We start from the raw sequence: 12,482 nt of genomic DNA, 5'->3' as shown, positions 1-12,482 counted from the left end.
AAGAGGGTAACATGAAAAGCATTCTTCTCGCCGGAACGATCCTGATGTCGCTGACCGGCGTTTCCTCTGCCCGCGATATCGTCATCGCCCAGAGTTCTGACCTGCGCAGCAACAATCCAGGCGTCAACCGTGACGGCAATACCGATGGCGTCATTCTGCACATCGTTGAAGGCCTTGTTGGTTATTCCAACAATGGCGAGGTCAAGCCGCTTCTGGCGCAGTCCTTCGACATGTCCGCCGATGGCCTGACCTATACGTTCAAGTTGCGTCCCGACGTGAAATTCCACAATGGCAAAACCCTGACCGCCGACGACGTGGTGTGGAACTGGAACCGCTATATGGACCCGGCAACGAAATGGACCTGCATCAAGGATTTCGATGGCAGCGGCACCGTGAAAGTGACAGGGGCGAAGGCGGTCGACGTACAGACGGTGACGATGACGCTGGAAAAGCCTTCCGCTGTTTTCCTTGGCCTGATGTCGCGCCCCGAATGCGGTTATACCGGCATGATTTCGCCGGAATCGGTTGCCGCAGACGGCACGTTCGATAGGCCGATCGGTACCGGCCCGTTCCAGTGGGACCAGTGGAAGAAGGGTGAATATATCCATCTCGCCAAGTTCGACGGCTATGTCTCGCCCGCTAATGATGGCAAGCCGGACGGCATGGTCGGCTCCAAGCGCCCGTTGGTCGATGGCATTAAATTCATGGTCATTCCAGATGCCTCCACCGTGAAGGCTGGCTTGCAATCCGGTGTGCTGGACACGGCAGAAATCTCGCCCGATCTGATCCCGGAATTTGAAAAGAGCGAAAAAGCTCAGGTCATCATCTCGCAGAACAACGGCAAGAACCTGTTCTATATCCAGACCCGCGACCCTATCATGAGCAAGCCCGGCGTGCGCCGTGCCATGGCCATGGCGCTTGATCTGGATGAATTGGTTGCCGCAGCCTCCAACGGCACCGGCAAGGCGAACGGCTCAATGGTCGCCTCTGACTCCGTGTACTTCAGCGAAACACAGAAAAAACGCCTCCCTTATGATCTGGAAGCCGCCAAGAAAGAACTGGTCGAGTCGGGTTATAAAGGCGAGCCGATCAGCATCATCGCCAACAAGCGCGGCAATGTTCCAAGCTTCCCGGCAGCCGTGATCGCACAGGCGATGCTCCAGCAGATCGGTCTGAATGTGCAGATCGAAGTGCTTGACTACGCCACGCAGGTCGACCGCCGCCGTTCCGGCAACTACCAGATCATCTCGCAATCCGTCGCGCCGCGTCTCGATCCGGCTTTGATGTACAGCTTCTACACCGGCGATAAGGACAAGAACGCGTCGCTGATGTGGGATAATCCCAAGGCGATTGCGTTGATGAAGGCTGCCTATGCCGAAATCGACACGAGCAAACGTCAGGCGATCTTCGATGAGTTCCATGAACTGATGCTTCAGGAAATGCCCGGCATCTTCCTTTATGACATGATCGACGTCTGGGGCGCGACCAAGGCTTTGAAGGGCCAGCCCGTCTGGCAGTCCAACGCCCGTCTTTGGGAAGTTTCTCTCGACAAGTAATACATAAAACAGGCGCCGCACATGCTGCTGCGGCGCCTGTTTTGCATTGGCCCTTTTGCGCCAACATCACTCCAATATCGCCCCGAGGATATAGCATGCCCGATACTGCCGCTTTGCAGTCGCTCACCAAGACTATTGACATTTTGGCCCCCGATTTCACTGCTATTAGTGACAAAATCTGGACGTTTGCGGAGCTGAAGTTCGAAGAGGTTCAATCATCGGACCTGCTGGTGGAGACCCTGAAGCGGAATGGATTTTCCGTTCAACAGGATATTGCGGGGATGAAGACGGCTTTTGTTGGCGAATACGGGCGCGGCAAGCCCGTGATAGCGTTTCTCGGCGAATATGATGCGCTGGCTGGAATGAGCCAAAAAGCCGATGTGGATCAACCCGTGGCAATGGCACCGGGCGGGAGCGGCCATGGCTGCGGTCACAATCTTCTCGGCAGTGGCTCTTTGCTGGCTGCTATTTCGCTGGCTAAGCATCTGGAAGCCAATGGGTTGCCTGGAACCGTGCGTTATTACGGCTGCCCCGGGGAAGAAGGTGGTTCCGGCAAAACATTCATGGTGCGCGCCGGCCTTTTTGCCGATGTCGATGCCGCGTTGACCTGGCATCCAGCGCCTTTCAACGGTGTACGGTCAACGAACAACCTCGCCGTTCTCGAATATTATTATCGCTTCAGGGGCATCGCGGCCCATGCGGCAAATGCTGCGCATCTTGGCCGCTCCGCATTGGATGCAGTTGAGTTGATGAATGTCGGCGTCAATTTTCTGCGTGAGCACATGCCGCAGGATTGCCGCGTGCATTATGCCATTACCGATGCTGGCGGACGCGCTGCCAACGTCGTGCAGGCGAACGCGGAAGTCGTCTATCTGGTGCGCGCACCGGAGATGAGCCAAGCATTGGCACTGGCGGAGCGCGTCGATCAGGTTGCACGGGGTGCGGCGATGATGACGGGAACGGAAGTCGAAATCGTTTTCGACACGGCTGCCACCAATCTGCTTCCCAACCTGACGCTGGAAAACGCCATTCACGACAATCTTGTTTCGATTGGTCCGGTGCCCTTCGACGAAGCCGATATAGATTTCGCCCGCAAGATACAGTCAACGTTTACCGATGAGGCCATCAAAAGTAGCATCCGCCTCTACCAGATCAAGAAGGACGTTTTTTCGAACGATAAGATCGATGGTTCAACGCCGCTGCATCTCGGTCTGCGCGATTTCGAAGGTCAATCGCATTTCCGGGCAGGTTCGACCGATGTTGGTGATGTCAGCCGTGTAACCCCGACTGCGCAATGCTGGGCACCAACCTGGGCTATTGGGACAAATCCCCATACATGGCAGGTGGTTGCACAAGGCCAAAGCGCAGGCGCTCACAAGGCGATGATCCACGCTGCCAAAGCCATGGCAGCGACCGGACTTGACCTCATGACCTCGACACAACTGTTGAACGATGCGAAGGCGGAATGGCTCGAAAAGATCAAAGAGCAGCCTTATGTCTGCCCGATACCGGAGGATGTCATGCCAGCAGTTTAGAGCTTGCGTGCTTCCAGACGTCGTTTGTCGCGCTCGGCATATTCGAAGCCAAGCTCTGTCAGACGGAATTGTCGTTTCTGAAATTCCCCGCGGATCAAGATAAAGCCTTGTTCTTCGGCTTCGCTCAACGTCTTGAGGCTTGTGCCTTTGGGCGGAGACTGCCAATTCACGCCATCGGCGCTGTGCAGCAATACCATTATCTTTATAATTTTCTTCTCCATGGCTGATGCATGCAGCCGTGTTGCGTCGCTTTGCTCATTTGAAGAGATTGAGCCAACACTGATAAGTGTTCGTACGACCGGAACTTCAATCGCATTGGCATATGCCCTAGCTGCATCGAAACGTCGATCTAAAAGTTTGTTTCGTCGCCCGATGAAGTCTCGATGCCATCTCATAGCAGGATATTCCGGTGCCCAGAGACTGGACACCGGAATATCATTGCTACGAGTGGATATTACTTCTTTTTCGTCGTGCTTTCGCTGGATTTCACCTGCGAGCCCAGCGTCGGTGCTGCCGATGCCGCAACCTTATCTTTCTTCGGTTTTCTGACTTCTTTGTTGCTGCGAACTTGACCCTTGGCCATTGAATATTCTCCCTGCTTCGTTTTGCAATCTAGCTGTTATGTGGCTGATAAACGCAAGAGATTTCTGATCACATATGTTGTTGGCGCGCTGGTTTTGCAGAGGCTGGCCTGTGGTGTCATCAATAAGACCGAACTTTATTTTGCTATTTCAACTGCACGCGGACATGCCGTGTGACATCACATTCCAGTTTTATGCTCTGAAAATATCACAATCCTCCACGAAAATGGAGTAACAAAGGCTCAGCACGAGATAAGGAATAACGCTGAATGCTCATAAAATACGGTTTGGTTGGCTTAATTCTTTCAATTGCGTCGCCTGTCTATTCTCAGGAGGTTGCGACGCCTCCAGTTCTGGAGCCATCGCAGATCCAGGCGCAGGCGGCCAATCTGAGCGCGAAATTCTTAGGGCAATACGCCTACAAGCCAGTTCCGCTTGATGACGCTTTGTCTGTCAAAATCATGAACAATTTCATCAAGTCCCTGGATCCGGACCGAATGCTGTTCACGCAGACTGACATCGACACATTCACGGCCAATAGCACCAAGATTGATGATGCGATCCTGAATGACGATCTCGAAATCCCATTTTCGATTTTCAACGTCTATACGCAGCGCGTCGTGGATCGCATGACGGCCGCGCGAAGCATGCTGAAACAGAATTTCGATTTCAACGTGCAGGAAGACTATGTCATCTCGCGCGAGGACGCCCCTTGGGCTCAATCGGAAGCGCAAAGCAGCGAGCTATGGCGAAAGCGCGTTAAAAGCGATTGGCTGCGTTTGAAACTGGCGGGTCAAACGGATGACGCCATCAGAGATACACTCGACAAACGTTATAAGAATATTCTGGAACGTGTTTATCCATACAAGAGTGACGATGTGTTCCAGTCGTTTATGGCCGCTTACACAACCGCTGTTGATCCGCATACGGACTATTTTGGCGCGACAGCTTCCGCCGAGTTCGACATTTCAATGAAACTTTCGCTGGTTGGGATCGGTGCCGTGTTGCAGGAGCGCGACGGCTACACGACAATCCGCGAGCTTGTGGCGGGCGGTCCGGCACAATTGTCCGGAAAGCTGGCGGTTGGAGATCGCATTGTCGGCGTCGGTCAAGGCGATGACGGTGACATCAAGGAAGTGGTTGGCACGCGTCTCGATGAAGTCGTGAAGCTGATCCGTGGCGAGAAAGATTCCATCGTACGGTTGGACATTTTGCCAACCGAGGCTGGCGACAATGCAAGCCACCGCGTCATTAGCCTTGTGCGAGACAAAGTCAGTCTCGAAAAACAGGCGGCCAAGAAGGCCGTTGTGCCTGTGGTCAACAATGGCGTCACGCGCAACATCGGGGTCATTACCTTGCCCGTGTTCTACGAGGACTTCGAAGCACGGCGTAAAGGTGACAAGGATTACAGAAGCGCAAGCCGCGATGTCTCAAAGCTGCTTGGAGAGCTCAAGCAGGAAAACATCAATGATGTTTTGATCGATCTTCGCGACAATGGCGGCGGCTCGCTGGCTGAGGCGATTGAGTTGACGGGTCTGTTCATCGGCAAAGGCCCGGTGGTTCAGCAACGTGACGCAAAGGGCAATATCAAGGTCGAAAGCGATGATCTATCCTTGCCCGTCTGGGAAGGCACAGTTGGCGTCTTGATCAATCGCGGCTCCGCATCGGCGTCCGAGATTTTTGCCGCAGCGATACAGGATTACGGTCGCGGCGTGATCGTGGGAGAGCCTAGTTTCGGTAAAGGCACGGTCCAAACCGTGGTCGATCTTGATCAGGTGGCCCGCAATAGCAAACCGGAATTCGGCCAATTGAAGTTGACGATTGCGCAGTTCTTCCGTGTCGATGGCGGCACAACGCAGTTGCGCGGCGTCACGCCCGATATCAGCTTGCCAGGCTTTTCAGACCCCAAGATTTTTGGGGAGTCGAGTTATGACAACGCGTTGCCATTTGCTCAGATCAAGCCGGCAAAATATTCCGCTATGACCAATATGGCTGCGTTGTTGCCGCAACTGAAAAATCGTCATGATATTCGGGTTCAAAGCGATCCGGACTTCAAACGATTTGTCGAAGATGTTGCCGATATTCGTACTCAGCGTGAAAAGCGCACTATCTCTCTTAATGAAGCCGAACGTAGAACTGAAATGGCTGCTTTGGCCGACCGTCTCAAGGCACGCGAGCAGGCGGGTGATGATGTGGTTCCTGAAAAGGACGACGGTTTGCAGGCAAACGAGCGTAGCTTAAGTGCCAACCTTGCTATCGAGAACGCCCGCAAAAACGCAAAAGACGTTTTGCGAAACGAGTCTGCGGCCATCGTTGCTGACGCTGCGGATCTGCTGGAAGGCGCTGCGAAGGGTGTGAAAAAACGGCCTTAAATGCTCTGTCGCTTTGAAAAAGGCCTTATGTCAATTGTCCTCGCGAGTGATCTCTATCGCTGGCGAGGACAAGCCCCAGCTTATCGCTGCACTGTGGTGACGACGCTGGCTTGTATACCGAAGGTGAAATCCCGGACTGTATGTTGAGCATAAGACCTTATGTCTTATCGGGGTGCAGAGATGCGCTCGTATGTCGCTCATCGACACGGCGTTGAAACCGTCCTGTTATTTTCTGCATGGCTGAACTGCGATACAGCCAATCTAATCTTTGCGCAGATGCGTTATCTTGACATTCAACGGAGCAATAATTCTCATCCCGCAGAGCATACTCTTGGGCAGAGCAATTATTATCCCAGCCGTTGTTCAGTATTTTTAAAAAAAAGCCTGCCGCTTTTCCTCTCGCGGCAGGCTTTTTCTTCCGTCGCCTTACAGAACGCTGACGTTCTCGGCCTTTGACTTCCCGGTCTTGCGGTCTTGGCCGATCTCGAAGCTGACTTTATCACCTTCTCTGAGCGAACCACCCTGCTGCAAAGCAGATACGTGAACGAACACGTCAGTGCCACCGTTCTCGGGAGTAATGAAGCCAAAGCCCTTGTCGTCGTTGAAAAATTTAACAGTACCGGTAGCCATAACAGTTCCTTTTGTGTTTCTGTAACTTTTGTGTTGCAGACCGAACCCTATAGCGCGATTGCTTGCCAATCAATGCCCAACTATCGGTGATACCGACAGGAATAGCTCAAGAATGTGAAAGTGGTGGCCTTAAGGTGTCATAATTTAGCATTCGAGGAGGTATCTTGGGTGGGAATGCCTTGGTGGCAAGTTTGATGACCAACTTGGTTGTTGATTGTGTCCATGCGGGATGGCAACCTAAACTGGCAATGATTGCCCTTCCTTTTAGGTTAAAGAACGCGAATATTTGCCGAGCGCAAGGACCGGGGTGTCCTTCGGCAGAGCGCCACGGGCACTAACATGTGCATGCTTTTCAGGGTTGAGCGGTTCAACCAAAATCGGGAAAGCCCAGCCAATCGGGTTTGACACTGATTTAATGAAGAACGTCCGGCTCCAAATTTTTAGAATTTATCGTCCCATTTGCGGCATCATTCGCGAGAACCCGCCTCTATTCTCATCAAAATCACGCCGAAAAATCTGCTGAATAAATGGGCATTAAATTTACCCAACGATAAATATTTTATCATTTGATAAAAATAATAATTCAGCTAACTTATAAATCACTGTTTTTATTAGGCATAAGAAGACTGGCACGAAAACTGCATTTTATCTTTCAAAAGTTCAACACGGGAACAGGAACTGGAGGATGCAAATGGAAATCGGTGTTTTCATTCCGATCGGAAACAATGGTTGGCTGCTTTCGGAAAACGCTCCGCAATACAAGCCAAGCTTTGAACTCAACAAACAGATCACACTGACAGCGGAAAAATACGGTTTCGACTTTGCGCTGTCGATGATCAAGCTGCGTGGTTTCGGCGGCAAAACGGAATTCTGGGACTACAACCTGGAATCCTTCACGCTGATGGCAGGGCTTGCCGCCGTCACCTCGAAAATCAAGCTTTTTGGCACAGCCGCAACGCTTGTCATGCCACCGGCCATCGTGGCGCGCATGGCAACCACCATCGATTCCATCTCTGGCGGGCGCTTCGGCATCAACCTCATTACCGGCTGGCAGCGGCCGGAATATAGCCAGATGGGCCTGTGGCCGGGCGATGAATATTTTGCTGATCGTTATACCTATCTCAGCGAATACACGACCGTTCTCAAGGAACTGCTGACAACCGGCCAATCAGACCTCAAGGGTCAATATTTCACCATGGATGATTGCCGGATGAAGCCGGTGCCGGAAGGCGATGTGAAGCTGATCTGCGCTGGCTCCTCGAATGCCGGGATGGCTTTCTCCGCTGAATTTGCCGATTACAGCTTCTGCTTTGGCGTGGGCGTCAACACGCCGAAGGCTTTTGCACCCACCAATGAAAGACTGCTGGCGGCGACCGAAAAAACTGGTCGCGAAGTCCGTTCCGTCGTGCTGACCATGGTGCTGGCCGAAGAGAAATCCGAGGACGCATGGGCGAAGTGGGAACATTACAAGGCCGGCGCTGACCAAGACGCGATCAAATGGCTCGGCCTGCAAAGTTCCGTCGATACCAAGTCAGGTGCCGATACCAATGTACGGCATATGGCGAACCCGGTTTCAGCCGTCAACATCAACATGGGCACCATCATTGGTTCTTACGAGGAAGTGGCAGCGATGCTGGATGAGATGAGCGAGGTTCCCGGCACTGGCGGCGTGATGCTGACATTCGATGATTTCGTGGAAGGTATCGAGAAATTCGGTAAATATGTGCAGCCGCTGATGAAAAGCCGCCAGCATGTGCTCGCTTCTTTGGAGGCCGCAGAATGACGGATGCTGTGGTCGCGGGCTATCAACCACCCAAAAGCCGCTCGGAAAGTGTAACGCTGCCCGCAAGGCCAGAGCCGATTTCCCTGAAACCGAGCGAAACCGCCGTTGTGGTGGTGGATATGCAGAACGCCTATTCCACCGAAGGCGGTTATGTGGATCTGGCCGGTTTCGACATAACAGGTGCAAAATCCACCATTGCCAATATCGGCAAAACACTGGATGCGGCACGCGCTGCCGGTGTTCAGGTCATTTATTTCCAGAATGGCTGGGATAAGGACTATGTGGAAGCGGGTGGTCCCGGCTCTCCCAACTGGCATAAATCCAACGCGCTAAAAACCATGCGGGCGCGGCCAGAGCTGCAAGGACAATTGCTGGCAAAAGGCACATGGGATTACGCCATCGTCGATGAATTGCAGCCGCAGCCTGGTGACATTCTGGTGCCGAAGACCCGCTATAGCGGCTTTTTCAATACCAATATGGATAGTGTTTTGCGAGCGAGGGGCATCCGAAACCTCGTTTTTGTCGGCATCGCCACCAATGTCTGCGTCGAAAGCTCGCTGCGCGATGCCTTCCACCTCGAATATTTTGGCGTGATGCTGGAAGACGCGACCCATCATCTGGGACCGGATTTCATCCAGCAGGCGACCGTCTACAATGTCGAGAGGTTTTTCGGCTGGGTGGCAACGGTCAATGATTTCTGCGCCGTTATCTCACAGGCCGCCCCCATAGAAGATTGATACACCCAACGATAGAAGAGGAGAATGACATGCCGAAAAAAATCATCGTCCCGGAAGGCACAGCCAAACCTATTGCCCCCTATTCGCCCGGCACATTGGCGGATGGCATTCTTTACGTGTCCGGCACGCTGCCCTTCGATAAGAACAATGATGTGGTGCATGTGGGCGATGCGGGCGCGCAGACCCGGCATGTGCTGGAAACCATCAAGTCCGTGATCGAAACTGCCGGCGGCACCATGGAAGATGTCACCATGAACCACATTTTCGTGACGGATTGGGCAAATTATCAGGCGGTCAACAAGGTCTATGCGGAATATTTCCCCGGCGATAAGCCGGCACGCTATTGTGTTTTGTGCGGTCTGGTAAAGCCGGACGCGCTGGTGGAAATCGCCACCGTCGCCCATATCGGCAAGTGAAGGTCTGAGTAGCATTATGATATATTTCGAAACTCAAGGCCGTGATGAACCAGAGGCCGAAACCGTTCTTCTGTCCTCCGGCTTGGGTGGCTCCGGTTCTTACTGGGCGCCGCAGCTGGAGATGCTGCAAAAGCATTTCCAGGTGGTCGTGTATGACCATCGCGGTACGGGTAGAACGGGCGGGGAGGTGCCGCAGGATGGTGGCATTTCCGCGATGGCCGACGATGTTCTTGAAATCGTCGAGCAGCTGAAACTCGAAAAATTTCATTTTATGGGTCATGCGCTAGGCGGGCTGATTGGTCTGGATATCGCCCTGCGTAAACCCGGCCTGATCGATAAACTGGTGCTGATCAACGCATGGAGCAAGGCTGACCCACACTCCGGTCGCTGCTTCGATACACGCATTTCGCTGTTGGAAAATTCCGGCGTCGAGGCCTTCGTCAAGGCGCAACCGCTGTTCCTCTATCCGGCGGTGTGGATGTCGGACAATGCAGAGCGGCTTGCAAAAGATGATGCGCATGGCGTCGCGCATTTTCAAGGCCGGGATAATGTCCTACGCAGGATTGCGGCTCTACGCGCATTCGATGTTGATGCGCAGCTTGCAAACATCCCAAACCGGACTTGGGTTATCGCAACGAAGGATGATCTTTTGGTGCCCTACACCCGCTCGGTACGGCTGGCTGAAGGTTTATCCGATGCGCAGCTTTCCCTGTTTGAAGATGGCGCACATGCCGTGAATATCGTACATCCAGAACGTTTTAACGCAGAGCTGGAAACATTTTTGCTTGCTTCGTAACGGCTAAAAATTGAGGTTCATGTTCCATGGCATTGGATAATCAGGCACTCGCTACACTTTTTACCGAAGCTCGAACCCACAATGGCTGGGCCGACAAACCTGTCGATGATGCACTTTTGCACGCGCTGTATGATCTGTCCAAAATGGGGCCGACATCGGCCAATTGTTCGCCGGCGCGGTTTGTCTTCGTGCGCTCAATCGAGGCGAAGGAAAAGCTCAAGCCGGCGCTGTCTTCTGCAAATGTGGAAAAGACCATGACGGCGCCGGTCACGGTGATTGCTGCGTTGGATGGTGAATTTTACGAAAAACTGCCCCTCCTCTTTCCGCATGCGGATGCCAGGTCGTGGTTCACGTCCAGCCCGGCAGTGGCGGAAGAAACTGCGTTCCGCAACGCCACGCTTCAAGCCGGGTATCTCATTCTGGCGGCACGCGCTTTGGGGCTGGATACGGGTGCAATGTCCGGTTTCGACAAGGCAAAGGTGGATGAGGCCTTTTTCGCAGGCACGACGTGGAAATCCAATTTCCTCATCAATCTCGGTTATGGCGATCCGTCGAAACTCTTTGGTCGCTTGCCACGCCTGCCGTTTGAAGACGCCTGCGTTTTGGCCTGAGTGCCAGTTTGATGACTTATTAGGAAAGGTCCGTTTAGATGCAGACGGTGTCGCTGAAGAAGGAAGCTGCAATGGACACGAAGACTGCGGAGCAACGCAGCCTCGATTATCGCAACGCCATGTCGCAACTGGCGGGCGCGGTCAACATTGTCACGACCGATGGACCGGCGGGCCGGGCAGGCTTTGCCGCGACAGCCGTGTGCAGTGTTTCGGATAGTCCTCCGACATTGCTGGTCTGTCTCAACCGCAATTCATCGGCGCACAAGTTCGTGGTCGGCAACGGTGTCGTTTGCATCAACACACTGGCAGCCGATCAGGAACAATTGAGCGGTCTTTTCGGCGGAAAAACCCCGATGGATGCACGGTTTGAAGCCGGCGAATGGACCACACAGGAAACCGGATCACCGCTGCTCCACGGCGCGCTCGTATCATTCGATTGCCGCATTCGCACCATTCACGATGGCGGAACGCATGATATTCTGATCTGCGAGGTGCTGGACACCATCATCCGTGATGGCGAGGAAGCGTTGATTTATTTCAAACGTGCATATCGCCATCTTTGATGATGATGATGATGATGATGGCTGGCGGCTGATGACACGCCGTTCTTCCTCCCTTATTCCTGTGACAAGCACAGGAATAAGGGTTGGGGCTACGCAACTCTTAACAACTCCCAACTCAAAGGTTGACTTCAAAAAATTCTCCGCTTTACTACGCTGAAATTGGTATGACCATTTTACCAGATGGTTTGCGGAGAGTTTCATGTTTGTGGCCTTGGAGCCGCGCCGCCTGCACAGGCAGGTGGCGGACCAGATACGGGCGTTGATCGAAGCCGGCGAGCTTGGCGTAGGAGCGAAGCTTCCTGCCGAGCGTGATCTTGCCGAACGCTTCGCCATTTCGCGCCCGACAGTTCGCGAGGCGCTGATCGTTCTGGAAGTGGAGGGATATATCCAGATCAAGGTCGGGTCTGGTGTGTATGTCTGCCAACGCTCCTTCCAAACGACCAACCGGCTGCCGGTTGATGACGGGGACAGCCCGTATGAAATATTGCAGGCCCGCAGCATCATTGAAAGCGCCATTGCCGAAGAGGCTGCCCGTCTGGCAAAGCCGGATGATATCGCCCGTCTAGACAAGACCCTTCGCGACATGGAAGGCGCCATTGGCGATCCGGTCACTATGCTGGTCCATGACCGCGCCTTTCACACCGCTATTACCGATATCATTGGCAACGCTACGCTCCACCGTTTTGCCGGCCAGATATTCGACCGTCGCATGACACCCTATTTCGAAAGGCTGGCCAGCCATTTCGAAGGCCCGCATACGTGGCGTTTGGCGCTGGATGAACACATGATCATTCGCAACGCCATTGCGGCGAATGATGCCGCCGGTGCGCGAGACGCAATGCGGCGGCATCTAACTGCATCACAAAAGAGATTTTACGAAAGCTTCGGGGAGGAGGCTTAGA

At 53.5% G+C, this 12,482-nt stretch carries 13 protein-coding genes; 10 read left to right on the top strand and 3 right to left on the bottom strand.

Annotated elements, in window-relative coordinates; all coding sequences use genetic code 11:
• Positions 1–11: 11 nt before the first annotated feature.
• Together RMR16_RS18175 and RMR16_RS18170 are read left to right on the top strand one after the other, a co-directional pair.
• A complete protein-coding gene (locus tag RMR16_RS18175; protein ID WP_320198719.1) occupies positions 12–1,556 on the top strand; it encodes an ABC transporter substrate-binding protein in 1,545 nt (514 codons plus the stop codon).
• Positions 1,557–1,651: 95 nt separating this feature from the next.
• On the top strand, positions 1,652–3,091 hold the full coding sequence (locus tag RMR16_RS18170; protein ID WP_320198718.1) for a M20 family metallopeptidase: 1,440 nt from the start codon (positions 1,652–1,654) through the stop codon (positions 3,089–3,091).
• Here the strand turns inward: RMR16_RS18170 and RMR16_RS18165 are convergent.
• A complete protein-coding gene (locus tag RMR16_RS18165; RefSeq protein ID WP_320198717.1) occupies positions 3,088–3,519 on the bottom strand; it encodes a hypothetical protein in 432 nt (143 codons plus the stop codon). The two genes, RMR16_RS18170 and RMR16_RS18165, sit on opposite strands and share 4 nt — an antisense overlap.
• 26 nt (positions 3,520–3,545) lie before the next feature.
• The gene (locus tag RMR16_RS18160; RefSeq protein ID WP_320198716.1) at positions 3,546–3,674 is read right to left on the bottom strand and encodes a hypothetical protein; all 129 of its coding nucleotides are present in this window, start codon (positions 3,672–3,674) and stop codon (positions 3,546–3,548) included.
• Between the two features lie 267 nt (positions 3,675–3,941).
• Here RMR16_RS18160 and RMR16_RS18155 point away from each other — a divergent pair, with 267 nt between their 5' ends.
• A complete protein-coding gene (locus RMR16_RS18155; protein ID WP_320198715.1) occupies positions 3,942–6,044 on the top strand; it encodes a carboxy terminal-processing peptidase in 2,103 nt (700 codons plus the stop codon).
• Positions 6,045–6,470: 426 nt separating this feature from the next.
• Here the strand turns inward: RMR16_RS18155 and RMR16_RS18150 are convergent, their stop codons facing one another.
• Complete coding sequence (locus RMR16_RS18150; RefSeq protein WP_320198714.1) at positions 6,471–6,674, bottom strand: cold-shock protein; 204 nt, start codon at positions 6,672–6,674, stop codon at positions 6,471–6,473.
• 691 nt (positions 6,675–7,365) lie between these two features.
• Between RMR16_RS18150 and rutA the strand changes: the two genes are divergently transcribed.
• The 7 genes from rutA (at position 7,366) to RMR16_RS18115 (ending at position 12,481) form a co-directional block, all read left to right on the top strand.
• Positions 7,366–8,457 (top strand): pyrimidine utilization protein A, encoded by a 1,092-nt coding sequence (gene rutA / locus RMR16_RS18145; protein ID WP_320198713.1) that lies wholly within the window; start codon positions 7,366–7,368, stop codon positions 8,455–8,457.
• Positions 8,454–9,194 (top strand): pyrimidine utilization protein B, encoded by a 741-nt coding sequence (gene rutB, locus RMR16_RS18140; protein ID WP_320198712.1) that lies wholly within the window; start codon positions 8,454–8,456, stop codon positions 9,192–9,194. The genes rutA and rutB overlap by 4 nt, the downstream gene beginning before the upstream one ends.
• Before the next feature lie 29 nt (positions 9,195–9,223).
• The gene (rutC, locus tag RMR16_RS18135) at positions 9,224–9,610 is read left to right on the top strand and encodes a pyrimidine utilization protein C (RefSeq protein WP_320198711.1); all 387 of its coding nucleotides are present in this window, start codon (positions 9,224–9,226) and stop codon (positions 9,608–9,610) included.
• 16 nt (positions 9,611–9,626) lie between these two features.
• A complete protein-coding gene (rutD, locus tag RMR16_RS18130) occupies positions 9,627–10,406 on the top strand; it encodes a pyrimidine utilization protein D (protein WP_320198710.1) in 780 nt (259 codons plus the stop codon).
• A gap of 26 nt (positions 10,407–10,432) precedes the next feature.
• Complete coding sequence (locus RMR16_RS18125; RefSeq protein WP_320198709.1) at positions 10,433–11,017, top strand: malonic semialdehyde reductase; 585 nt, start codon at positions 10,433–10,435, stop codon at positions 11,015–11,017.
• Positions 11,018–11,055: 38 nt separating this feature from the next.
• Positions 11,056–11,580, top strand: coding sequence for a flavin reductase (locus tag RMR16_RS18120; RefSeq protein ID WP_320198708.1), 525 nt, complete (start codon positions 11,056–11,058; stop codon positions 11,578–11,580).
• Between the two features lie 199 nt (positions 11,581–11,779).
• Positions 11,780–12,481 carry a FadR/GntR family transcriptional regulator gene (locus RMR16_RS18115; protein WP_320198707.1) on the top strand — a complete coding sequence of 234 codons (702 nt, stop codon included), beginning with the start codon at positions 11,780–11,782 and terminating at the stop codon, positions 12,479–12,481.
• Position 12,482 lies beyond the last annotated feature (1 nt).

Origin of the sequence: Agrobacterium sp. rho-13.3 (assembly GCF_033957765.2) — a bacterium.
Taxonomy (GTDB): Bacteria; Pseudomonadota; Alphaproteobacteria; order Rhizobiales; family Rhizobiaceae; genus Agrobacterium.
The sequence above is the reverse complement of the archived record's forward strand: the minus strand, read 5'-3'. Positions and strand labels throughout refer to the sequence as shown.